The organism is Micromonospora sp. CPCC 205554, from assembly GCF_036902745.1.
GTDB classification, from domain to species: domain Bacteria; phylum Actinomycetota; class Actinomycetes; order Mycobacteriales; family Micromonosporaceae; genus Micromonospora; species Micromonospora tulbaghiae.
Genome location: NZ_JBAKHP010000013.1, coordinates 132701 through 153312 on the forward strand (window position 1 = coordinate 132701; position 20612 = coordinate 153312).

General features: G+C 74.4%; 23 protein-coding genes, 1 tRNA gene and 1 pseudogene. 14 read left to right on the forward strand and 11 right to left on the reverse strand.

Annotation, left to right across the window (positions count from 1 at the left end; genetic code table 11):
- Nucleotides 1-63: 63 nt before the first annotated feature.
- The 4 genes from V6U82_RS18845 to V6U82_RS18860 all read right to left on the reverse strand — a co-directional run bounded on the left by V6U82_RS18845 (nucleotide 64) and on the right by V6U82_RS18860 (nucleotide 4059).
- Nucleotides 64-780 (reverse strand): response regulator transcription factor, encoded by a 717-nt coding sequence (locus V6U82_RS18845; RefSeq protein ID WP_334462945.1) that lies wholly within the window; start codon nucleotides 778-780, stop codon nucleotides 64-66.
- On the reverse strand, nucleotides 750-1946 hold the full coding sequence (locus V6U82_RS18850; protein ID WP_334462946.1) for a hypothetical protein: 1197 nt from the start codon (nucleotides 1944-1946) through the stop codon (nucleotides 750-752). Before V6U82_RS18850 ends, V6U82_RS18845 begins: the two co-directional genes overlap by 31 nt.
- On the reverse strand, nucleotides 1936-3111 hold the full coding sequence (locus V6U82_RS18855; RefSeq protein WP_334462948.1) for an ATP-binding protein: 1176 nt from the start codon (nucleotides 3109-3111) through the stop codon (nucleotides 1936-1938). The genes V6U82_RS18850 and V6U82_RS18855 overlap by 11 nt, the downstream gene beginning before the upstream one ends.
- 147 nt (nucleotides 3112-3258) lie before the next feature.
- The gene (locus V6U82_RS18860) at nucleotides 3259-4059 is read right to left on the reverse strand and encodes a class I SAM-dependent methyltransferase (RefSeq protein WP_334462951.1); all 801 of its coding nucleotides are present in this window, start codon (nucleotides 4057-4059) and stop codon (nucleotides 3259-3261) included.
- A gap of 74 nt (nucleotides 4060-4133) precedes the next feature.
- Between V6U82_RS18860 and V6U82_RS18865 the strand changes: the two genes are divergently transcribed.
- A complete protein-coding gene (locus V6U82_RS18865; protein ID WP_334462953.1) occupies nucleotides 4134-4574 on the forward strand; it encodes an Rv0361 family membrane protein in 441 nt (146 codons plus the stop codon).
- Nucleotides 4575-4615: 41 nt separating this feature from the next.
- Nucleotides 4616-5026, forward strand: a complete 411-nt coding sequence (locus tag V6U82_RS18870) for a TIGR03618 family F420-dependent PPOX class oxidoreductase (protein WP_334462956.1) — start codon at nucleotides 4616-4618, stop codon at nucleotides 5024-5026.
- Here the strand turns inward: V6U82_RS18870 and V6U82_RS18875 are convergent.
- The gene (locus V6U82_RS18875; protein WP_128138286.1) at nucleotides 5023-5217 is read right to left on the reverse strand and encodes a hypothetical protein; all 195 of its coding nucleotides are present in this window, start codon (nucleotides 5215-5217) and stop codon (nucleotides 5023-5025) included. The two genes, V6U82_RS18870 and V6U82_RS18875, sit on opposite strands and share 4 nt — an antisense overlap.
- 121 nt (nucleotides 5218-5338) lie before the next feature.
- On the opposite strand from V6U82_RS18875, the gene V6U82_RS18880 reads away from it, so the two are divergent.
- On the forward strand, nucleotides 5339-6190 hold the full coding sequence (locus tag V6U82_RS18880; RefSeq protein WP_334462958.1) for an aminopeptidase: 852 nt from the start codon (nucleotides 5339-5341) through the stop codon (nucleotides 6188-6190).
- Between the two features lie 34 nt (nucleotides 6191-6224).
- Here V6U82_RS18880 and V6U82_RS18885 read toward each other — a convergent pair whose 3' ends face one another.
- Entirely contained in the window at nucleotides 6225-6584 is a 360-nt protein-coding gene (locus tag V6U82_RS18885) for a MerR family transcriptional regulator (protein ID WP_334462960.1), read from the reverse strand.
- 75 nt (nucleotides 6585-6659) lie between these two features.
- Here V6U82_RS18885 and V6U82_RS18890 point away from each other — a divergent pair, with 75 nt between their 5' ends.
- The 3 genes from V6U82_RS18890 (at nucleotide 6660) to V6U82_RS18900 (ending at nucleotide 8707) form a co-directional block, all read left to right on the forward strand.
- The gene (locus V6U82_RS18890; protein WP_334462962.1) at nucleotides 6660-7388 is read left to right on the forward strand and encodes an SDR family oxidoreductase; all 729 of its coding nucleotides are present in this window, start codon (nucleotides 6660-6662) and stop codon (nucleotides 7386-7388) included.
- Nucleotides 7389-7456: 68 nt separating this feature from the next.
- Nucleotides 7457-8011, forward strand: a complete 555-nt coding sequence (locus V6U82_RS18895) for a GrpB family protein (RefSeq protein WP_334462964.1) — start codon at nucleotides 7457-7459, stop codon at nucleotides 8009-8011.
- A 333-nt stretch (nucleotides 8012-8344) separates the two neighbouring features.
- The gene (locus V6U82_RS18900; protein WP_334462966.1) at nucleotides 8345-8707 is read left to right on the forward strand and encodes a hypothetical protein; all 363 of its coding nucleotides are present in this window, start codon (nucleotides 8345-8347) and stop codon (nucleotides 8705-8707) included.
- Between the two features lie 56 nt (nucleotides 8708-8763).
- On the opposite strand, the gene V6U82_RS18905 is transcribed toward V6U82_RS18900, so the two are convergent.
- Nucleotides 8764-8839, reverse strand: a tRNA-Arg gene (locus V6U82_RS18905).
- A 169-nt stretch (nucleotides 8840-9008) separates the two neighbouring features.
- On the opposite strand from V6U82_RS18905, the gene V6U82_RS18910 reads away from it, so the two are divergent.
- Nucleotides 9009-9743 carry a hypothetical protein gene (locus tag V6U82_RS18910; protein ID WP_334462968.1) on the forward strand — a complete coding sequence of 245 codons (735 nt, stop codon included), beginning with the start codon at nucleotides 9009-9011 and terminating at the stop codon, nucleotides 9741-9743.
- A 61-nt stretch (nucleotides 9744-9804) separates the two neighbouring features.
- Here the strand turns inward: V6U82_RS18910 and V6U82_RS18915 are convergent, their stop codons facing one another.
- Both V6U82_RS18915 and V6U82_RS18920 read right to left on the reverse strand, forming a co-directional pair.
- Entirely contained in the window at nucleotides 9805-10821 is a 1017-nt protein-coding gene (locus tag V6U82_RS18915; protein WP_334462970.1) for an alpha/beta hydrolase, read from the reverse strand.
- 78 nt (nucleotides 10822-10899) lie between these two features.
- A complete protein-coding gene (locus tag V6U82_RS18920) occupies nucleotides 10900-11310 on the reverse strand; it encodes an HPF/RaiA family ribosome-associated protein (RefSeq protein ID WP_334462972.1) in 411 nt (136 codons plus the stop codon).
- A gap of 286 nt (nucleotides 11311-11596) precedes the next feature.
- Here V6U82_RS18920 and ssb point away from each other — a divergent pair, with 286 nt between their 5' ends.
- The 3 genes and pseudogenes from ssb to V6U82_RS18935 all read left to right on the forward strand — a co-directional run.
- Nucleotides 11597-12430 carry a single-stranded DNA-binding protein gene (gene ssb / locus V6U82_RS18925; protein ID WP_334462974.1) on the forward strand — a complete coding sequence of 278 codons (834 nt, stop codon included), beginning with the start codon at nucleotides 11597-11599 and terminating at the stop codon, nucleotides 12428-12430.
- A gap of 87 nt (nucleotides 12431-12517) precedes the next feature.
- Nucleotides 12518-13570 carry a cobalamin biosynthesis protein gene (locus V6U82_RS18930; protein ID WP_442933448.1) on the forward strand — a complete coding sequence of 351 codons (1053 nt, stop codon included), beginning with the start codon at nucleotides 12518-12520 and terminating at the stop codon, nucleotides 13568-13570.
- A pseudogene (locus tag V6U82_RS18935) lies at nucleotides 13567-15109 on the forward strand (cobyric acid synthase); the annotation flags it as partial. The gene V6U82_RS18930 and the pseudogene V6U82_RS18935, both read left to right, overlap by 4 nt.
- A gap of 73 nt (nucleotides 15110-15182) precedes the next feature.
- Here the strand turns inward: V6U82_RS18935 and V6U82_RS18940 are convergent.
- Nucleotides 15183-15584, reverse strand: a complete 402-nt coding sequence (locus V6U82_RS18940; RefSeq protein ID WP_013288093.1) for a rhodanese-like domain-containing protein — start codon at nucleotides 15582-15584, stop codon at nucleotides 15183-15185.
- Between the two features lie 111 nt (nucleotides 15585-15695).
- Here V6U82_RS18940 and V6U82_RS18945 point away from each other — a divergent pair, with 111 nt between their 5' ends.
- The 4 genes from V6U82_RS18945 (at nucleotide 15696) to V6U82_RS18960 (ending at nucleotide 19692) form a co-directional block, all read left to right on the forward strand.
- Nucleotides 15696-16349, forward strand: coding sequence for a uridine kinase family protein (locus V6U82_RS18945; protein ID WP_442933449.1), 654 nt, complete (start codon nucleotides 15696-15698; stop codon nucleotides 16347-16349).
- 21 nt (nucleotides 16350-16370) lie between these two features.
- Entirely contained in the window at nucleotides 16371-17735 is a 1365-nt protein-coding gene (locus V6U82_RS18950) for a dipeptidase (RefSeq protein ID WP_128138528.1), read from the forward strand.
- Between the two features lie 78 nt (nucleotides 17736-17813).
- A complete protein-coding gene (locus V6U82_RS18955; protein WP_030273275.1) occupies nucleotides 17814-18020 on the forward strand; it encodes a hypothetical protein in 207 nt (68 codons plus the stop codon).
- Between the two features lie 88 nt (nucleotides 18021-18108).
- Entirely contained in the window at nucleotides 18109-19692 is a 1584-nt protein-coding gene (locus tag V6U82_RS18960; RefSeq protein ID WP_334462979.1) for an ATP-dependent DNA ligase, read from the forward strand.
- Nucleotides 19693-19696: 4 nt separating this feature from the next.
- Here the strand turns inward: V6U82_RS18960 and V6U82_RS18965 are convergent, their stop codons facing one another.
- Entirely contained in the window at nucleotides 19697-20395 is a 699-nt protein-coding gene (locus V6U82_RS18965) for a hypothetical protein (RefSeq protein WP_334462981.1), read from the reverse strand.
- Nucleotides 20396-20612 lie beyond the last annotated feature (217 nt).

The window sequence follows — 20612 nt, forward strand, 5'->3', positions numbered from 1 at the left end:
CCGATGACGGTTGGCGGTACCGGTGAGCCTGCCCGGTTCCTGGGGCGACTGTCATGACACCTGTTAGGGGGTCGGCCGGTCGGCCGAGGCCTGCGACCGGTAGATGCCGATATCTTCCGGTCGGACGAGTCCGTCCTCGATCGCCCGGGCGAGTAGTGCGGCCTTCGTGGCGGCCGGACGCCCCGCTCGGGTGTACTTGATCCGCGCCCGGTCGACGTACTGCTTCACGGTGTGCTCGCTGATCTGCATCCGGCGCGCCACCGACGCCTTCGACATCGACTGGAACCACAGCAGCAGCGCCTCGCGCTCCTTGTCCGACAGGGACGGGCGATCCGGGCGGGCGTCACCGACCATCGCGCCGGCCAGCGCCGGCGGCACGTACGGCCGGTCGTTCGCCGCCGCCAGCACGGTGGCCACGCAGTGCTCGCGCCCCTCGTGCTTGGCCAGGAACGCGACCGCCCCGGCGTCGAGCGCGGCGAGCATGGTCCGCGGGTCGCTGTGCTCGGAGTAGACGACCACCCGGCGTCCGGCCGCGCTCAGCTCGGCCAGCTTGTCCAGCACCATCCGGCCGTGCAGGCGCAGGTCGAGCAGCACCACCTCGGCGTCCGGCGCGGCCCGCAGCACCTCGTCCGGGTCGTCGCCGGTGGCCAGCACGCGCAACCGGGGCTCCCCGGCCAGCCAGGCGCGCACCCCGTCGATCACCACCGGATGGTCGTCCACGATCGCCACCCCGATCGGGGTGCCGGCGTTCACGTCCGCCGCCAGCGGGTCTGCGTCCATCTGATCTCCCCGTCCCGCTCGTGCAGGTGTTCCACCGGCCCGTCCCCGCCGGTCGCCGGCTCGTCCGGGCCGTCGTGATCCGGTGTCACCAGGCTGACCACCACCTCGTCCGGGCCCGCCACCACCGTGAGCCGGGCCCAGCCCTCGGCGGCGGCGAGCGCCGCGGTGAGCGGGTCGGCCAGCCCGCGCCGGATCTCCACCGGCAGGTCCGGTGGCGTGCCGACCGACACCAGGTCGATCGGCAGTCCGTTGCGCTCGGCCAGGTCGGCCGCCGCGCGCAGTTCGTGCAGCAGCGCGTCCGGCACGTCGTCGGACTCGGCGATGAGCCGGCGCAGCCGGGCCGCCGCCAGCACCGCGCGCCGCCGTACCGCCGGGTCGGCCGGGTCGGCGTCGCCCGCCGCCAGTTCGGCCAGCACCTCCTCGGCGGTGCCGCTGACCAGGGCCAGCCGTGCCTGCCGTTCGGTGCGGGCCCGCTCGGCCGCCTCCTGCTCCGCCGCCACGGCGAGCGTCGCGGCGGCGGTGGCCGCCCGGTCCCGGGCCTGCGCGGTGAGCGCCGCCGCGCCGACGAAGACCGCCACCGGCAGGGTGGAGGTGCCGTAGACGTACATCGCGGCCCGGCTCAGGTCGGCCGGTGCGGTCGCCCCGTACAGCACCACCGCCGCCAGCGCGATCGTGCCGTGCGCGGCGAGCATGACCAGCAGCCGGCGCACCGGCCGCTGCCAGAGCACCAGCAGGAAGAACCAGGCCAGGCCGCCCCACACCCAGTTGGCGGTGCTGAACAGGAACCGGTCGCCGGCTCCCGCGACCACCGCCGCGTCGACCACCAGCAGCACCGCGGCCAGCGGCCCGGCCGCCGGCAGCCCGCCGCGCAGCAGCCGTACACCGGCCCCCACCCCGACCAGCGCGGTCACCAGCCAGCCCGTCGCCACCACGGCCGGGAAGGCCATCCCCGGCCCGGCCTGCAACACGGCCGGCAGCGCCACCGCCAGGTGCCAGGCCGCCGCGATGACGATCGCGGCGATCCGCGCGCCGCCGTCGGACGCGTCGGCCACCGCGTGCGCCTGCGGCGGGGCCGTGGCCGACGCGGAGCGCGTCGCCGTCCGCGGCCGGGGCAGCGCGCGCAGCGCGGAGCCAGCCGCCACGGCCGTACCCGACTCACTCGCCATCGGACCACTCCAGCCGAATCCGGGTGCCGGCGCCAGGGGCGGAGGTCACCATCGCCCGGCCGCCCACAGTGCTCATCCGCCCGTGGATCGACTCGCGCAGCCCGTACCGGTGAGCCGGGACCGTGGACGGGTCGAAACCGGGACCGTCGTCGACCACCTCGACCACGACGGTGCCTCCCTCGCGGGCCAGGCGCAGCGACGCGGCCGCGCCCGGCGCGTGCCGTGCCACGTTCGCCAGCGCGGCGGCGGCGCTGTCGGCGAGCGCCGTGGCGACCTCCGCCGGCAGCCGGCACGGCGCAAGCGTCGCGGTCACCGCCGGCCCGGGCGTCCCCGCGAGCACCTCGCGCAGCCGTTCGTCCAGGTCGGCCTCGCCGGCCGCGGTCGCGGTCCGCGTGCCCGCCAGGGCGATGAGGGTACGCAGGTCGTCCGCGCACCGCTCGCGCAACGTCGCCGAGTCGGGTACGGCGCCGAGGCCGACCATGGTGAGCGTGCCCAGCACCGTGTCGTGCAGGTCGCGGTTCTGGCGCCGTTCGTCCTCGCGGGCGGCGCGCGCCACCACCGCCTCGTGGGACAGCCGCTGGTAGTCGGCGAAGGCGGCGTCGGCGCGGGCGATCCGGCGGCGCATCACCGCCGTCATCACCGCCGCGCTTCCGGTCTGCACCAGCAGCGTCCCGGCGTGCGCGCGCGATTCGACCGGGTTGCCGGCCAGCGTGGTGCCGGTGACGTACGCGGCGGTGACCAGCAGACCGGCCGGCACGGACCAGCGGGCCGGGGCGGTGGCCTGCGCGTTGATGACGGTCGAGCTGGCCAGCACCGCGATCCAGCTCGCCTCGCCCGGCAGTACCTCCGGCGCGACGAGCCACGGGACGGCGAGCGCGGCGGCGGTGGTCAGCGCCACGTCACCGGCGACCAGCGCGCCGCCGATGCCGTGGCGGAACGCGCGGAACGCGTACCAGACCGACCAGGCGGTCAGCACGACGACCGCGGGGATCAGCAGCGCCACCCGCACCGGCGGCGTACGCACCGACAGCGCGACCACCGCGCCGACCAGGCCGCAGGTGAGCCGCAGCAGCGCCGGCAGGGTGGTGAAGATCAGGCTGAGCGCGTCACCCGCCGGACGGGCCAGCGGGGCCCGTGACAGGGGCATGGCGGCAGCGACCGGCATCGGGGGAATGTCCTTCCGGCAGCGACCCGGCCGGGTCCGCGCGGCATAGATTGACGCTGGAGAATAACATGGTTTGTCGCAACTGGTCACCCTTGGTGCTTGACGAGTTTCGCTCCGGCGTAAAGCAGGCGGCGTCCGGCCCGACGGTCAGCGGCGCGCGGCGGCGAGCAGGTGGGCGCTGGCGCCGAGGATCGCCGCGTCCCGCTCGAACGTCTCGGCGCAGGCCACCGCGTCGGCGAACAACCGCTCGTGCGACCCGGTGCCGAGCGCGTTCAGCACCGGCCACAGCGGACCCTCCACCCCGTACACCTCAGGGGTGGGCAGTCCGGCCGCGACGAAGTCGGCGGCCAGTTCCTCCGGCCGGTGGAAGAACGCCGTCGTGAAGCCGGTGCGCGGATCGTTCACCCCGGTCTCGTACTCGGCGCGCAGCAACCGCCGGTTGTCCTCGTCCAGGCGGCCCTGCACGCTCAGGTCGATCAGTGCGGCGTGGCGGCTGATCGCCGCCGCCACGATCGTCCCGCCCGGCCGGGTCACCCGCGCCGCCTCGCGCAGCGCCGCCACCCGGTCGGCCTGCCGCGGCAGGTGGTAGAGCGGGCCGAGCAGCAGCGTCGCGTCCGCCGCCGCGTCGGGCGACGGCACCGCGCGGGCGTCCCCCACCGAGGCGGTCACCAGCGGATACGCGGACCGCGCCGCCGCCACGTGCGCGGGCACCAGGTCGACCAGGTGCACCCGGTAACCGGCCGCGGCGAGCGGACCCGCGTACGCCCCGGGACCGCCGCCGACGTCCAGCACGTCCGCGGGTGCGGCTGGTAGCAGCCGGGCGAGCAGATCACGGGTACGCCGTGCCTCCAGCCGGCCCTGCGGTGACCGTTCCAGCCGGTCGGCCTCGACGTAGACCTCGGTGTAGTAGCGACGGATGTCCGGTTCGGCCGGGCGGTGTGCGGGCATCGATCGATGGTCGCCGAGAAGCGGAGCCGCAGCATCCGGTTTACGGGTTGCCGACGTTTCCTACCCTGCGGGGTATGGCATACCAGCCGGCCATGGTGCCGCCGAAGAAGTCCAAGCGAACCCTGTTCATCGTGCTCGGCGTGGTGCTGGCGATCTGTTGCTCCGGCGGTGTGCTGGCCGGCTTCTTCCTCTTCCGGGCCGTGCAGGAAGCCACCGGCCCGGCCCGGTCCACAGCGGAGACGTTCGCCGAGGCCATCGTGGACCGCGACTATCCCGCCGCGTACCGGCAGTTCTGCTCCTCGGTGCGCGACCGGGTCAGCGAGGCGGACTTCACCCGGCAGCAGTCCTCCCAGCCGGAGTTCACCGGCTACGAGATCACCGGGCTGAACGTCTCGAACAACAACGGGCGGGTGAGCGGGTCGACGACCATCCGCTTCACGCCGGCGGTCGGCACCAACGTGACGCAGTCGTTCCCGCTGGTCAAGGAAGACGGGGAGTGGCGGATCTGCGAGTGAGCCGGTAGCGCGCCTCCGCGCGCACCTGATCCACTTGCCGCATGGCCTCATCTCCCACCACACCGCTTCCGCCGGCCGTCGAGGACCGGCTCGCCCGCGACCGCAACGTCTGGCTCTGCACGCTGCGCCGGGACGGCTCCCCACACGTCACGCCGGTGTGGTTCGTCTACGCCGACGGCGTCTGGTGGATCGGCTGCGAGGGGCGAAGCGTCAAGGCCCGCAACGTGGCGGCCGACCCCCGCGTCTCGCTCGCCCTGGAGGACGGCGTCCACCCGGTCGTCGCGGAGGGCGACGCCCGCGTGCACCGCGCCGACTTCCCGCCCGGGATCGTCGCGGCGTTCGCCGAGAAGTACGGGGGATGGGACATCCGGCAGCCGGTCACGCCGGACAGTGACCGGGTGCTGCTGGAGGTGCCAGTCCGACGGTGGCTGCTGGCCGGGACGGCACGCTAGTCCCCGGAGAATCCCCAGAAGTAGAGCTCACTCGGAGCGCCCGCGTCGTCGTGCAGCACGGCGTACCGGCCGAACCAGCGCTGCTCCGCCAGGGGCTTGAGCGTCTCGAAGACCTGCCGGCGCAGTTCGTCAAGCGCGGCCTGGGCGTCCGGCGGGTACGCCGCGAAGTAGTCCCAGCCCGATGCGCCCATGCTGCCTCCCGGTGATCCCGCTCGTCGCCGCCACGTCCGGCGGCGCACGCGATCATGCCGGAGACCGCCGACGAAGCCGGCGGGTCAACGTGGTCGGGATTCCTGTGCCACTCTCTGCGCCATGCGTCTGTCGCCGAGCCTGGGAGTCGCCGCGGTCGTGGCCGGCCTGCTGTCGGTCGGAGCGGCGCTGCTCGCCATGCCGGACGCGTCGCTTCTCTGGGCCGTGGTCACGCTCGCGGCGCTGTGCGGCCACGCGCTCACGGACTCCGGTACGCCCCGGGTGCGGTGGGGCGTCGCCGCCGGTGCCGGGGTGTTCGCCCTGGTGGCAGCGGCGAACCTGCTCTGGTACCGAGAACGGGTGGCTGACGCGGGCGAGCCGCGGGGGAGCCAGGCGGCGACGCGGACGTACCTTGTGGAGAGCCTGCGGGAGGGCCTGGACCAGCAACGCCTGACCGCGTGGGGCTTGGCGCTCGGCGTACTCCTGCTTTCCGTTGCCGTGCCGGCGTTGCCGGCACGCGGCGGACGGCGGGGTGTGGTGACGACGGTCCTGGCGGTGGCCGTGCTCGTCTGGTGCGGGCTGAGCGTGGCGGCGACGCCCGGCGACCCGCCGCTGACCGAGTTGCTCCTGGCGCTGCAGCTGGCGTTGCTCGCCGCGCTCGTGACCGCCGGGGTGCTGGCGTGGTCCGGATGGCGGGGCGACCGGCGCGGGCTCCTCACGGCGGGGATGGTCCTGCTGGCGGTGGTCGCCGTGCGGGCCTGCGCGGACCTCGCCTCCGCGTGGGCGAGCTGGTGGACGTTTGTCGAGCCCGCCAGGGACGCCTTTCTGCAACCGGGAATCATGGTGAGCGTGGGTGCTTCCCCAGGAAGCGCCCTTGAGGTGTCCTCGGCAGTGGAGACGGCTGTCGCTCTCGGCGGCGCAGGGCTGGCGGTCGTCGGCGCGTTGCGTGCCGCCCACGAGAACGCCCGTCCGTAGTCGACCGACGTCCCCCGTTGCGCGGCGATCGCGCCTACGGGTGCGAATCGGTGATGGCGATGACCTCGTCGAGGCGGTCCAGCGCGGCCCGCAGGTCGTCGACCTTGGCCTGGATGCGCTCGCGCTCGGCGCGCAGCATGGCCCGCTGCGCGGGGTCGGTGTGCCCGGAGTCCCAGCACGGCAGGAGTTCCGCGATCCGGCTGCTGGTCAGGCCCGCCGCGTACATCTGCTGGATGAAGCGGACCAGAGTGACCGTGTCCGGTCGGTAGAGGCGCCGGCCGGACGCGCTGCGCCTGGGGAAGAGGAGGCCCTGCTCCTCGTAGTAGCGCACGGCGCGCACCGACACACCGGCACCCCGCGCCACCTCACCGATGCGGATCAGCGGCTCGGTCATGGTGACCCCTCTCACCCCGATCCCGGCGGTCAACACTTGCCTCTGACGTCAACGTCAGGTTTTAGCGTACCTGCCATGGACATCAACGACTCGATCGCCCTCGTCACCGGAGCCAACCGCGGACTGGGCCGCGCCTTCGCCCAGTGCCTGCTCGAACGCGGCGCCCGCAAGGTCTACGCGACGGCCCGCCGGCCGGAGACCGTCGACCTGCCCGGCGTCGAGGTGCTGCCTCTCGACATCACCAGTCCCGCGTCGGTACGTACCGTCGCCGCTGCCGCCCCGGACGTCACGCTGCTCGTCAACAACGCCGGGATCCAGACCGGAACCGACCTGGTGACCGGCTCGCTGGACGCGGTGCGGCACGAGGTGGAGACCAACGTACTCGGCCACCTGGAGATGATCCGGGCGTTCGCGCCGGCACTCGCCCGCAACGGCGGCGGCGCGATCGTGAACGTGCTCTCCGCCATGTCGTGGTTCGGGACCAGGGGCGCCGGCGCGTACCACCTGACCAAGGCCGCCGCGTGGGCGATGACGAACGGCGTACGCCTGGAACTCGCCGACCAGGGCACGCTCGTGACAGCGGTGCACCTCGGCCTGGCCGACACCGACATGTCCGCCGGCTGGCCCGTGGACAAGATCGCGCCGTCGGATCTCGCCGACGTGGCGCTCGACGGCGTCGAGGCGGATGCTGCCGAGGTCCTCGCCGACCAGTGGAGCCGCGACGTCAAGTCCCGGCTGACGCTGACCCCGGAGGAGTTCAACGCCGCGATGGACCGCGCCCTGGCGGCGCTGGCGGCGGCCTGAGCGACGTTCAGCCGACCCTGTCCCCGTCCCTCGGTCGGTAGAGAGTGCCAGCCACTACGGTGACCGACGTGAGCGACGACGCGCCCGTAGTCGAGGTGGTGCCCTACGACCCGGCCTGGCCCGCGCGATTCAAGATCGAGCAACGGCTGTTGTCGGAGGCGCTGCCCGCGGCGCTCAGCGTCGAGCATTTCGGTTCCACAAGCGTTCCCGGACTGGCTGCCAAACCCATCATCGACATCCTGGTGGTGGTACCCGAGGTAGGTGCGGTCACCGCCGACGTCCGGCCACTCGAACAGCTCGGGTACGTCTATCGTCCGTTGGCCTTCCCGGACGACGACGAGCACTTGTTCTTCGCGAAGGACACGGCCGGGAAGCGAAGCCACCACCTGCACGTCTTCGGCGTCATGTCCCTGGTGCCGCAGGCGAACCGGGTCTTCCGCGCCTACCTCGCGGCCACTCCGGACGCTGCCCGCCGCTACGAGGCGGCAAAGAGACGTGCAGCCGAGCTGCACCCCCACAGTCGGGCCCAGTACGGCGCAGCGAAGGAGGAGGTGTTCGCGCGGTTGTCGGCCGAGGCCCGGCTGTGGAGCCGATTCGCGGGTCGCCAGTCGGCAGAGGGCTAGGTGTACCGCCCGGGGAGGTTGGTCGGGCCTTCCCGCCGATCGCCGGCCGGAGTTGCCCGGGAGAAGCGGTCGCCGTCAACCGGCCAGGTGGCCGGTGGCCCGCAGCAGAGCCCGGGAGAAGCGGTTGAGAACGGCATCCGCCAGTTGCGGTGGGGTGAACCAGTCCAGCCGGGCCAGGTGCGACGAAATGGCCATCCAGGGAGGGTAGTCCCTGCGTCCTATCCACGGCCGGATCCGCGTGGAAACGGCTGTCGCTGAGGGCAGTTCGACTTCGACGTCGCCCGGGCGGCACACGGTCCGGTCGAGCCGGTTCACCTGGCCGGCGGAGCATTCATGCTGGTCGGTTCAGGTGGTCGACGACCAGTCGTGTACGTGGGCTCGGAAGGCGAAGGCGGACTTGTCGCCATGTCCATTCGTGACGCGCCGGCACTCGTCGTCGGGCTGCCCAGCCTTTACGACGCGACCGCGAAACCCTTCGGTGACGACGGCAGCAAGCTGCGGGAGTGGCTGGCCCAGGCGGACCACGACATTCGCGATGACTGGCCGCAGCTCGACATGGAACGGGATCGACTCCGGAAAGCGCTCGATCTGCCGCCCGCAGACGAGCTCTTGGCCGCACTGCACGCAGCCGCGGCCGACGAGCGCTACCGCCCGATCAGCGACGCCGGGCAACGCTACAGGTCGATGCTGCAGTAGCCGTGCGGCCCTCTGCCCCCGAATCGGTCTGACGAGCCGCCGAGCAGAACGGAGTGTGGTGCGCCCGGCAGGATTCGAACCTGCGGCCTTGGGATTAGAAGTCCCCTGCTCTATCCGCTGAGCTACGGGCGCGCGCCGACGGTCGTCGCGCCAAGAGGGTACCGCCGCTCCCCGTGTCCCCGGGGGTACGGGTCGGCGCGTCCGTTCCGCCCCTCAGCGTCCCACGCCGGGGCCCGGACCGGCACCACAGTTCCGGCGGGTCCGGCGCGGGCCGGCGGGACGCGATCCGTACCCTCGTCGGATGCTGCTCGACCAGGAAACCGAGAACGAGATCGTCTTCGAGCTGTGTCAGCTCCTCGGGCGGGCCATCCTGCCCCTCACCGGCTCGGACGGACCGGGCACACCGCCCGGCGTCCTCGGCACCGCCTTCTTCTACAGCGAACTCGTCGGTGCCACCGACGACGGCGAGATCGCGCACGAGTGGCTGCTCACCGCCGACGCGCTCACCGGCCGCGCGTACGGCGAGATCGGGTTGCGGCCCAGCGTCACCGACCCGGCGGAGGGGGCGGACGAGCCGATCGACCTGCCCGGTTTCGCCGACCACTGGCTGCACCTGCCGGAACTGGGGCTCGCCGCGATGCCGACCGGCGGTCTGCACGGCTACGCCGACGACCGCGGCTGGCGCTGGCGTACCCAGCAGGTCACCGAGGCGGTGGCCGCGCCGGCCGACTCGGTCGCCCGGATCGGGACGGCGCCCGCCTCGGCGTTCGTGCTGGCCCTGGGCGTCGGCGACGGCGGGTCGCGGCCGTTGGAGGCGGTGGTCGAGCGGGTCGCCCGGGACGGCGGCGAGGTGCGGGTCACGGCGGAGCTGCCCGCGGGCTACGTGGGCGCGCCCGTGTTCGCGGTCGAGGCCGGGCCGGACGGCGGGCCCGCGCTGCGCTGCCTGGGCGTGGTGCTGCCGCCGCAGGCCGGCGGTCACCCGATCGCCACCTTCGACCGGATCCGCTCCGCGCTCACGGCCGTCGCCGCCGACTGAGCCGGCCGCCCTGACGGGACGGCCGACTGAGCCGGGCGTCCCTGCGGCGCGGCGGCGGGGCTCAGCCCTCGGCGGTCGCGTCGGCCGGCCGCCGCGGTGACGGCGGCGTCGTGGGCTCCGGTTCGGTCGGCCCGGCACGCAGGAACCCTTCCGCCCATCGTCCGACCTCCGCGAAGACCTTCTCGCGTACGCCGGGACTGGACAGCGTGAGGTCGTGCAGCCCGCCGTCGAAGCGGGCCAGGGTGACGTGCCGGCCGAGGCGCGGCGCCCAGCGCACCATGTGCTCGACGTCGAGCACGGCGTCGGCGCCGGTGGCGCTGTCGTGCCACTTCGTGCCCCGGAAGCTGCGCGTGGAGCAGGCGAGCAGCACCGGCACCGGAATGTCCAGCCCGGCCCGCAGGCGGCGCTGACCGGCGCGGATCGCGTTGATCCAGCCCGCCCGGACCGGGAACCCGGCGAGCGGCTTCCAGGCCAGGTCGTACCGCCACTCGCCCCGGTGGTCGGCGTGCAGGCTCTCGCCGTACACCGTGCCCAGGCCGAAGGGCAGCACGCGGCGCGGCGCCCTGCGGCCCAGGCGGGAGACGGCGGCCGCGAGGGGCCGGCGGACCATCCAGGGCGCGTTGATGTCGAAGAAGGGGCTGTTGAGCACGATGCCGTCGACCAGGCCGGCGTCGCGGCGGTCGTTCGCCCAGAGCGAGACGATCAGGCCGCCGGTCGAGTGGCCCATGGCGAGCAGGGTGTCGTGGCCCTCCTCGGCGCGGATGATCTCCGCGGCGGCGTCCAGCTCGGGGAAGTAGTCGCTCAGGTCGCGGCAGAAGTTCGGGGTCTGGTGCGGGAGCAGGCTGCGGCCGTACTTGCGCAGGTCGAGCGCGTAGAAGTCCCAGCCGCGCTCGGCGAAGAAGTCGGCCACGTGGGTCTGGAAGAAGTAGTCGACGAAGCCGTGCACGTACAGCACGGCGCGGCCGGTCGGGCGGTCGGCCCGCCGCCGCACCAGGGTCGCGACCACCTGCCCCTCGTCGTCGGTGCCCAGGTCGATCGTCCGCCGCTCGTAGGGGGCGCCCAGCACGTCCGGTTCCACGACCGCGACGGTACGCCGCCGAGCTACCCGGCGGTAGCCCCCGCCCGCCCGCACCGGACGGACGGGGGTATACGGGCCTCAGACGGTCTCGGCGTCCTCGCGCTCGGCGTCCTGCAGCGGGGTGCCCTCGGGCTGGTCGACGGCGCGCAGGTGCTTGTTGTGGCGCGGCTCCTGCCGGGTCTTCGCGTCGTTGAGCTTGCGGCGCAGGTCGTCCCGGACGTCGTTGAGCGCGGCGTGCAGATCCTCCTCGGCGGAGGTGGTGACGATCTTCTGCCGCCCGGCGATCCAGCACTCCAGGGTCACCTTCTGGCCCCGCGCCTCGCGATCCTTGACGGACACCTCCAGCTCGGTGGCGTCGGCGTGGAAGCCGGCGAGCCGGGCGTCCAGGGTCGCGAACTGCTCGGCGATCCAGTTGCGGTCGCCCTGGGAGAACCCGGCGCCGACCCGCAGGCACTCGGCCACGGTCGCGGGGTTCGCCACGGCGCTCATCGCGCTGCCTCGCGGACGTCTCGGAGAAGCATGGGAGCTCCCTTTCTCTCGGTTGATCAAGTACTTACCCAACCGGCGCGATTCCCGAACGCCTGCCTGCCGGCTCCTTTCGATCATGCGTCGTCCCAGGTCAGGCACGTAGGGCCGGTCGGCCTAGCAGATCGGGACCTTGATCAGGGGGTTGTCCACACGGCGGTCCGTCATCCACAGGCACCGGGCGGGCGGGTGGTCCGGGCGGGGCGGTCGGCCGACGCTTCCCGGGACAAGTCGATCCCTGGGAGGGGCGATGTTCGATACGTACGTGACGATCGTCGGCAACGTGCTGACCGCGCCGGAGTGGCGCCGGACCACGCAGAGCGGAACGCTGGTGGCCAACTTCAAGGTCGCCTCGACCGCCCGCCGGCTCGACCGCGACAGCGGCCGCTGGGTCGACGGCAACAGCCTTCGGGTACGCGTCAACTGCTGGCGCCGCCTCGCCGAGGGGGTGGCCGCCTCGGTGGCGGTCGGTGATCCGGTGATCGTCGCCGGCCGCCTCTACACCCGGGACTGGACCGACGAGGCGGGCACCCACCGCACGCTCTACGAGCTGGAGGCGGTCGCCGTCGGGCACGACCTGTCCCGGGGCCGGGCCCGCTTCCTGCGCAACCAGCCCCGCGCGGCCACCAGCACCGTCGAGGACGCGGAGGCCGAGCAGCGGGTGCACGGCGAGGCGACCGAGCCGGTGCCGGACGCGCAGGCCCCGGCGACGTTCGACGACCGGCCCTTCGACGACGACTTCCCGCCGCCGGAGTACGGAAGCGGCCGGAGCGGGCCGGCCGGCACCGTCGAGCGGGTGGGCGAGCCCGACCCGTTCGACGCCCGCGCCGGTGTGCGGCAGGCCACCGGCTTCGACGCCGGTTCGGGCGGCCCGGCAGAGGAGGAGGACGAGCTGGGCGACGTCGCGGACGACGGGCCGGCACCGGTCGAGGACGACGAGCTGGGCGAGGTCGCACCGCCGGAGGCCGGCGGACCGGGTGGTTCCGGGCCAGGTGAGGGCGAGCCGGTCGGCGCGAGCCCGGGCGGGCCCGGCGGGACCGCGTCGGTGCGCCGCGGTCGTCGGCGGACCCCGGTGCCCGCCTGACCCTTCGTCCGACGGGGGCGCGGGGTGGTGACGTCGGCGTCACCACCCCGCGGTACGACTAGGCTGGCCGGCCGGAGGTGGTGACGGGTGCGGCAGGCGACCGCCATGGCGAACGCGACCGGGATGGTGGCGGGCTACGCGCTCGACGCCCTGCTCGGCGATCCCCGCCGGTGGCATCCGGTGGCCGGCTTCGGCACGGCGGCCGGTGCGCTGGAACGGCGGGTCTACCGCCCCGACCGGGCGGCCGGCACCGTGTTCACGGCGCTCGCCGTCGGCGCGCCGGTCCTGCTCGGCGTCGCCGCCGCGCTGGCGACCCGCCGTCATCCGATCGCGCGGGCCACGCTGGTGGCCGCCGGCACCTGGACGGTGCTCGGCGGGCGCACGCTGCGGCACGAGTCCCGGGTGATGGCGCGGGCACTCGGCCGGGCCGACCTGCCCGCCGCCCGGGCCCGCCTGGGCAACCTGTGCGGGCGCGACCCGTCCGCCCTCGACGAGCCCGAACTCGCCCGCGCCACAGTCGAATCGGTCGCCGAGAACACCTCGGACGCCGTGGTCGCCCCGCTGGTCTGGGGCGCCGTCGCGGGTCTGCCCGGCCTGCTCGGCTACCGGGCGGCGAACACGCTCGACGCGATGGTCGGCCATCGTTCGCCCCGGTACGCCCGCTTCGGCACCCCGGCGGCCCGGCTGGACGACGCGCTGAACCTCGTGCCGTCCCGGCTCACCGGGCTGCTCACGGTGGCTGTCGCGCCGGTGGCCCACGGGGACCGCGCCGCCGCCTGGCACGTGTGGCGGCGGGACCGGGCCGACCACCCGAGCCCGAACGCCGGTCAGTGCGAGGCGGCCATGGCGGGCGCGCTCGGCGTCCGGCTCGGTGGGCGCAACGTCTACTTCGGCCGCGCCGAGACCCGGCCCTTCCTCGGTGACGGCCCTCGCCCCGAGGCGCGGCACCTCAAGCGGGCCGCCCGGATCTCCGGCGCGGTGGGTGTGGCCGCGCTCGGCCTGGCCGCGCTCTATCCGGTGACGGTCGGCCGCCTGGCCGGCGCCACCGGCCGCGCCGCGCTGGGCGTCCTCAGCCGGGCGGCTCGCGCCTCGGGCAGCGCGGCCGAGGCGGGCAGCGGGCGCCGGAGGAACGGGCGGTGAGCGGCGGGCTGCTGGTCGCCGGCACCACCTCCGACGCCGGTAAGAGCGTGCTCACCGCCGGCATCTGCCGGTGGCTGCGCCGCCGCGGAGTCCGGGTCGCCCCGTTCAAGGCGCAGAACATGTCGAACAACTCCGCCGTGGTGGTCGGCCCGGACGGTCGCGGAGGTGAACTGGGCCGCGCCCAGGCGATGCAGGCCGCAGCCTGCGGGCTCGAAGCCGACCTGCGTTTCAACCCGGTGCTGCTCAAGCCGGGCAGCGACCACGCGAGTCAGGTGGTGCTGCTCGGCGAGGCGGTCGACACGGTCACCGCCGGCAACTACCACGAGGTGCGGTCCCGGCTCGCCACCACGGCGTACGCGGCGCTGGCCGAGCTGCGATCCGAGTACGACGTGGTGATCTGCGAGGGCGCGGGCAGCCCCGCCGAGATCAACCTGCGCGACGGCGACTACGTCAACATGGGTCTGGCGCGGCAGGCCGGGCTGCCCACGATCGTGGTCGGCGACATCGACCGGGGCGGCGTGTTCGCCTCGATGTTCGGCACCGTCGCCCTGCTCGACGCGGCCGACCAGGCGCTCGTGGCCGGGTTCGTGGTGAACAAGTTCCGGGGCGACCGGGGTCTGCTCCAGCCGGGCCTGGACATGCTGCGCGGCGTCACCGGCCGCCCGACGTACGGGGTGGTGCCCTGGGCACTGGACCTGTGGCTGGACGCGGAGGACTCGCTCGCGTACGGGCGGGTGCTCGGCCGGCCGCCCGCACCCCGGGGCACCGACTGGCTCGACGTCGCGGTGGTCCGGCTGCCCCGGATCAGCAACGCCACCGACGTGGAGGCCCTCGCGACCGAGCCGGGTGTGCGGGTACGCCTCACCGTCGAGCCGGCCGAACTGGCCGCCGCCGACCTGGTGGTGCTCCCCGGCACCAAGTCGACAGTCGCCGACCTCGCCTGGCTGCGGGAGACCGGCCTGGCCGACGCGGTCCGGGCGCACGCCGCCGCCGGACGGCCGCTGCTCGGCATCTGCGGCGGCTTCCAGATGCTGGGCCGGGCGATCCACGACGCGGTGGAGAGTCGCCGGGGCACCGTACCCGGCCTCGGGCTGCTGCCCGTCGAGATCACCTTCGAGCCCCGCAAGACGGTCCGCCGGGCCGAGGGCACCGCCGCCGGTGACGTGCCGGTCCACGGCTACGAGATCCACCACGGCCGGGTCTCGGCCGCCGACCCGGGCCTCGCGCCGCTGCTGCGCTACGCCGACGGCACCGGCGAGGGCGCACGACTCGGCACCGTGTACGGCACGCACTGGCACGGCGCCTTCTCCTCCGACGCGTTCCGCCGCCGGTTCCTGACCGAGGTCGCGGAGGCGTCCGGCCGGAGCGGCTTCAAGGTCGCGCCGGACACGTCCTTCGTGGCGGCCCGGGAGGGGACGCTGGACCTGCTGGGCGACCTGGTGGAGGAGCACCTCGACACCGACGCGCTGTGGCGGCTGATCGAGTCCGGCCCACCGCCGGGACTGCCGTTCGTACCACCCGGCGCGCCACCGGCATAAGGGGCCGTTCCACCGGCCGTCGCCGGTCGTGCGACCCGGCTCGGACCGCGAGCCTCAGCGCCGACCGCGAGGGCTCAGTAGCGCACGTCGGCCGGGCGGTCGGACATCGGCAGCCCGGCCTCCCGCCAGCCCTGCACCCCGCCGATCATGTCGGTGGCCTGCCGCAACCCCAGCGTCTGGAGGCTGGCGGCGGCCAGGCTGGAGCTGTACCCCTCCCGGCACACCACGACGATCTCGCGGTCGTAGCCGGTGGCCTCCGGTATGCGCCACGCGCTGGCCGGGTCGAGCCGCCACTCCAGCACCGTGCGGTCGATGACGATCGCGCCGGGCAGCTCACCCTCCTCGCGGCGCTGCGCCTCGGTGCGCGTGTCGATCAGCAGCGCGCCGCCACGGACCGCCTCGACGGTCTCGTGCGGGGTGAGCCGGCGGAGACCGGCGCGGGCCTGTTCCAGGAGGGCGTCGACGCCCGGACACATCACGTCATGGAGCACCCCCCGATGATGCCCAGCGCGGCGCGCCGCCGCTCGGCGAAACGGTCCGCCCGGGTCGCAGTTTCCAGCGGACGGGGGAACGTTAGCGTCGGTCGGGTGAACGTGGCAGTGATCGAGGCGTACGCCGGGTTGGCCCGTCGGGTGCTGGCCGGTCCGGCGCGGTTGGGGCGTACCCGGCTGGTCGCCGTCGACGGGCCCAGCGGCGCGGGCAAGAGCCGGTTCGCGACGCGCCTCGCGGACGCCCTCGCGGAGCGGGCGGGCGGTGCCCGCCCGCCGCTCGTGCACACCGACGACCTGCTCGACGGCTGGGACGACCAGCTCACGTTCTGGACCCGGCTGGAGGAGCAGGTGCTCGGCCCGCTGCGGGCCGGCCGGGCGGGCGGGTACCGCCGCTACAGCTGGGTGCGCCGCCGCTTCCTGGACCGGGTGGTGCCGGTGCCGGCCGGACCGGTGCTGATCGTCGAGGGGGTGAGCGCCGCCCGCGCCGCGGTACGTCCCGAGCTGACGCTGTCGGTGCTGGTCACCGCGCCGGCCGAGCTGCGGTTGCGCCGGGCGCTGGCCCGCGACGGGGAGCAGATCCTGCCGGAGCTGCGCCGCTGGCACGCGGGGGAGCGGGCGCACTTCACCACCGACGGTACGGCGGCAGCGGTGGACCTCGTCGTCGACGGCGCCCCGGACCTGCCGCACGACGGGGACCGCTACTACGTGCGCGCGGGGCGGCGATCGGGCTCGGGCGACGTGGCGGGGTAAGGCCAGCATACGATTCCGGTCATGACCACTCCGATCCTCTCCGAGTCCGAGGTGCGGGCCGCCGTCGAGCGGGAACTGCCCGGCGTCCGTGCCGACCTCGAGCGACTCGTCCGCATCCCGGGCATCGCCTTCGAGGGCTTCGACCACTCGCACGTGGAGCGTTCCGCCGAGGCGGTGGCGGAGCTGCTGCGCGGCTGCGGCCTCGACACGCGGATCGTCCGTTCCGGCGGCCAACCGGCCGTGATCGGCACGAAGGCGGCCCCGCCCGGCGCCCCCACCGTGCTCATGTACGCGCACCACGACGTGCAGCCGGTCGGCGACCTGTCGCTGTGGGAGTCGGACCCGTTCGAGCCGGTGGAGCGCGACGGCCGCCTGTACGGGCGCGGCGCCGCCGACGACAAGGCCGGCATCATGGCGCACGTCGCCGCGCTGCGCGCGTTCGGCGACCGGCTCCCGGTCGGCGTGGTGCTGTTCATCGAGGGCGAGGAGGAGTACGGCTCGGACTCGCTGGAGCGGCTGCTCGCCGAGCACCGCGACGACCTGACCTCGGACGTCATCGTGATCGCCGACTCCACCAACTGGGACGTCGGCGTGCCGGCGCTGACCACCTCGCTGCGCGGCATCGTCAACTGCTTCGTGGAGGTGCGCACGCTCGACCACGCGGTGCACAGCGGCATGTTCGGCGGCGCCGTGCCGGACGCGCTCACCGCGCTGGTGAAGCTGCTCGGCACGCTGCACGACGAGGCCGGCGACGTCGCGGTGGACGGGCTGGCCGCCCGCGAGGGCGCCACCGTCGACTACCCGGAGGACCGGTTCCGGGCCGAGGCCGGCCTGGTCGACGGCGCGAAGCTGTTCGGCACCGGGCGGATCACGGATCGGCTCTGGACCAAGCCGGCGCTGGCGATCCTCGGCGTGGACGCGCCGGCCACCGGCGAGGCCCCGAACGCGCTGGTGCCGTCAGCAAAGGCGAAGCTGAGCGTACGGCTGGCGCCGGGCGACGACCCGAAGAAGGCGTACGCGGCCCTGACCGCGCACCTGGAGCGGCACGCGCCGTGGGGTGCGCAGGTGTCGGTGACCTTCGAGCACGACGGCGCGCCGTGCGTCATCGACGCCTCCGGGCCGATGTTCGACGCGGCCCGGTCGGCGTTCCGGACGGCCTGGGACGGCACCGACCCGGTGGACATCGGGGTCGGCGGGTCCATCCCGTTCATCGCCACGTTCCAGGAGATGTTCCCGCAGGCCGCGATCCTGGTGACCGGTGTGGAGGACCCGCACGCGCGGGCGCACGGTCCGAACGAGAGCCTGCACCTGGGCGAGTTCGCCCGGGTGTGCCTGGCCGAGGCGCTGCTGCTGGCCCGGGTGGCGGAGGCCGGAAACCGCGCCTGAGGTGTCGAAACCGTAACTTCGGGGCCGATGTCGGAGTTTGTGGTGTGTCGGCGGGCGGGGTGTTATAGCCTTTCGAACATGCGTACGAACGACGAGATGGAGCGGCTCCAGGCCGCCGTCCGTGCTCTGGGGGACGTCGACGTCTCCGCGTGGTCCGAGGACACGCTCAACGAACAGATCGGCGAGCTCTCCGCCGCCCTGGTCACGCTCGACGCGCTGCTCACCCGGGTCGCCGAGGGCGTGCGCGGGCGCGGCCTGCGCATCGAGGAACCCGTCTCGGCCTGACCGCCGGCCCGACGGCCCGGCGCACCCGTGCGGTGTGCCGGGCCGCCGGATCCGCCCCGATGTCACAGGCGGCTGGCAGGATGTGGGCGTGCGTTTCGCGGAGCTGGCGGCCACCTCGGCCGCGGTCGGGGCCACCAGCGGCCGACGGGCCAAGGTGGAGCTGCTGGCCGCCGCGCTCCGGGGGCTGGAGCCGGGCGAGATCCCGGCCGGCGCCGGCTACCTCGCCGGTGAGCTGCGCCAGCGTCAGACCGGTGTCGGCTGGGCGGGCCTGCGTGATCTGCCGCCGCCGGCCGCCGAGCCGACGCTCACAGTCGCCGCTGTCGACGCGGCGATCGAGGAGATCTCCCGCGTCGCCGGGGCCGGTTCGCAGGCCCGGCGGCGGGAGCTGGTCGGCCGTCTCTTCGCCGCCGCCACCGCCGACGAGCAGCGCCTGCTGACCGGCCTGTTCCGGGGCGAGCTGCGCCAGGGCGCGCAGGCCGGGCTGCTGGCGGACGCGGTCGCGCGCGCCGCCGACGTACCGGTCACGGCCGTCCGGCGGGCCCTGCTGCTCGCCGGTGACCTGCGGGCGGTGGCGGTCGCGGCGCTCACCGGCGGCGCCGCCGCGCTGGCCGGGTTCGGGCTCCAGGTGGGTCGGCCGCTCGCGCCGATGCTGGCGCAGAGCGCGCCCTCGGTCGACGAGGCGCTGACCGCCACCGGCGTGCCGGCGGTGGTCGACGTCAAGCTCGACGGCATCCGAATCCAGGTGCACCGCTCCGGCCCGGACATCGCCGTCTTCACCCGCAGCCTGGACGAGATCACCGGCCGGCTGCCCCAGGTGGTGGCCGCCGTCCGCGCGCTGCCCGCCCGCGAGCTGGTGCTCGACGGTGAGGCGATCGGGCTGGACGCCGCCGGCCGTCCGCTGCCGTTCCAGGAGACGTCCAGCCGGGCGGCCCGCCGCACCACGCCCAGCACCACCGGGCCGACGCAGGTGGCGCCCGCCGTGCTGGCCGCCGCCGAGCGCACCGGCGAGCCGGTGCTCACGCCGTACTTCTTCGACCTGCTGCACCTCGACGGGACCGACCTGATCGACGCACCCGGGCGGGACCGGTGGGCGGCCCTGGCCGGCGCGGTCGACGCGTCGCTGCTGGTCGACCGGGTCGAGGTGGACGACGTGGCGCAGGCAGCCGCGGCGTTCGCCGCGGCGGTCGACGCCGGGCAGGAGGGCGTGGTGGTCAAGGATCCGGCCGCGCCGTACGACGCCGGCCGGCGCGGCTCGGCCTGGGTCAAGGTCAAGCCGCGGCACACGCTGGACCTGGTGGTCCTCGCGGTCGAGTGGGGCAGCGGCCGGCGGGAGGGCTGGCTGTCCAACCTGCACCTCGGCGCCCGCGATCCGCGCACCGGCGAGTTCGTCATGCTCGGCAAGACCTTCAAAGGGCTCACCGACGAGCTGCTGCGCTGGCAGACCGAACGGTTCCTGTCGCTCGCCGTGGAGAAGGGCGACTGGGTGGTGCGGGTGCGGCCGGAACAGGTGGTCGAGATCGCCTTCGACGGGGTGCAGACCAGCAGCCGGTACCCGGGCGGGATGGCGTTGCGCTTCGCGCGCGTGCTGCGCTACCGCGACGACAAGACCGCCGCCGAGGCGGACACCATCGACGCGGTCCGCGCCATCCACGCCGGCCGGGTCACCGGCTGACGGCTCAGCCGGCCGACAGCGACCGCGCGTAGTTGACCTGGTTGTTGAGCTGCTGCACCTGGAACTGGTCGGTCACCGGGATCCGGGCGACGTACTGGTGCCCGCCGCTGCTCACCGTCACCTGCACGGTGCCGTAGTGCCGCGTCTCCTTGATCAGCAGGAACAGGAGGCTGAACACGGTCAGGCAGAAGAAGCCGAGGATCGCGGCGACGACGGCCCACGGGGCGGTCTTCTCCTCCTTCTGCCAGAAGTCGGTGACGTACCAGGAGGCGCCGGCGAGCGGCAGGACACCGGCCGGGGTACGGATGACCGGCGGCGTCACCACGATCTCGGCGATCTGCACCGCCACGGCCGACTGCGCGGGCGGCACCGGCCCGGCCGGCGGGTACGGCCCGGGCGCGCCCGCCGACCCGTGGAACGGCGCGACCGCCCCGGCCGGCGGCGCAGGCGGCGCCGAGAACTGGGCGGGCGGCGCGGAGAACTGGGCGGGCGGCGCGGAGAACTGCGGCGCGGCCGGGAAGTGCGCGGTGGACGGCGGGGCGGAGAACGGCGCCGGCGGGGCGGAGAACGGCGGTGCGGAGTGCGGCGGGGCCGGCGGGGCGGGGAACGGCGCGGTGGGCGGCGCGACGGCCGGCGGCATGGCCGACCAGGGGTCGTACGCGGGCGGCTCGGCGGCCGGGGGCGTCGTGGCGTCAGAGGTCACCGCGACCCCCACGATTGACGATCATCCGCGGACCCTACCAACGTCCCCGCCGCCCGGTGTGCCGCCGGGATCCACGGCCCGCCCCTGCGCGGAAACCTCATCGCTCGGAACGATATGCCTGAGAGGCATATTTATGGGTCTTGTGACGTGTCTATGGGTGGTTGGGCGCGTCGTTGATGGCGCACGCCGTTGTCCTGCCTAGGTTCTGGCTTGTCGA

What these genes read in the sequence shown, in the direction of transcription:
- V6U82_RS18845 (WP_334462945.1), bottom strand. Translation starts at nt 780, where the DNA reads ATGGACGCAGACCCGCTGGCGGCGGACGTGAACGCCGGCACCCCGATC.
- V6U82_RS18850 (WP_334462946.1), bottom strand. Translation starts at nt 1,946, where the DNA reads ATGGCGAGTGAGTCGGGTACGGCCGTGGCGGCTGGCTCCGCGCTGCGC.
- V6U82_RS18855 (WP_334462948.1), bottom strand. Translation starts at nt 3,111, where the DNA reads ATGCCGGTCGCTGCCGCCATGCCCCTGTCACGGGCCCCGCTGGCCCGT.
- V6U82_RS18860 (WP_334462951.1), bottom strand. Translation starts at nt 4,059, where the DNA reads ATGCCCGCACACCGCCCGGCCGAACCGGACATCCGTCGCTACTACACC.
- V6U82_RS18865 (WP_334462953.1), top strand. Translation starts at nt 4,134, where the DNA reads ATGGCATACCAGCCGGCCATGGTGCCGCCGAAGAAGTCCAAGCGAACC.
- V6U82_RS18870 (WP_334462956.1), top strand. Translation starts at nt 4,616, where the DNA reads ATGGCCTCATCTCCCACCACACCGCTTCCGCCGGCCGTCGAGGACCGG.
- V6U82_RS18875 (WP_128138286.1), bottom strand. Translation starts at nt 5,217, where the DNA reads ATGGGCGCATCGGGCTGGGACTACTTCGCGGCGTACCCGCCGGACGCC.
- V6U82_RS18880 (WP_334462958.1), top strand. Translation starts at nt 5,339, where the DNA reads ATGCGTCTGTCGCCGAGCCTGGGAGTCGCCGCGGTCGTGGCCGGCCTG.
- V6U82_RS18885 (WP_334462960.1), bottom strand. Translation starts at nt 6,584, where the DNA reads ATGACCGAGCCGCTGATCCGCATCGGTGAGGTGGCGCGGGGTGCCGGT.
- V6U82_RS18890 (WP_334462962.1), top strand. Translation starts at nt 6,660, where the DNA reads ATGGACATCAACGACTCGATCGCCCTCGTCACCGGAGCCAACCGCGGA.
- V6U82_RS18900 (WP_334462966.1), top strand. Translation starts at nt 8,345, where the DNA reads ATGCTGGTCGGTTCAGGTGGTCGACGACCAGTCGTGTACGTGGGCTCG.
- V6U82_RS18910 (WP_334462968.1), top strand. Translation starts at nt 9,009, where the DNA reads ATGCTGCTCGACCAGGAAACCGAGAACGAGATCGTCTTCGAGCTGTGT.
- V6U82_RS18920 (WP_334462972.1), bottom strand. Translation starts at nt 11,310, where the DNA reads ATGAGCGCCGTGGCGAACCCCGCGACCGTGGCCGAGTGCCTGCGGGTC.
- ssb (WP_334462974.1), top strand. Translation starts at nt 11,597, where the DNA reads ATGTTCGATACGTACGTGACGATCGTCGGCAACGTGCTGACCGCGCCG.
- V6U82_RS18940 (WP_013288093.1), bottom strand. Translation starts at nt 15,584, where the DNA reads ATGTGTCCGGGCGTCGACGCCCTCCTGGAACAGGCCCGCGCCGGTCTC.
- V6U82_RS18950 (WP_128138528.1), top strand. Translation starts at nt 16,371, where the DNA reads ATGACCACTCCGATCCTCTCCGAGTCCGAGGTGCGGGCCGCCGTCGAG.
- V6U82_RS18955 (WP_030273275.1), top strand. Translation starts at nt 17,814, where the DNA reads ATGCGTACGAACGACGAGATGGAGCGGCTCCAGGCCGCCGTCCGTGCT.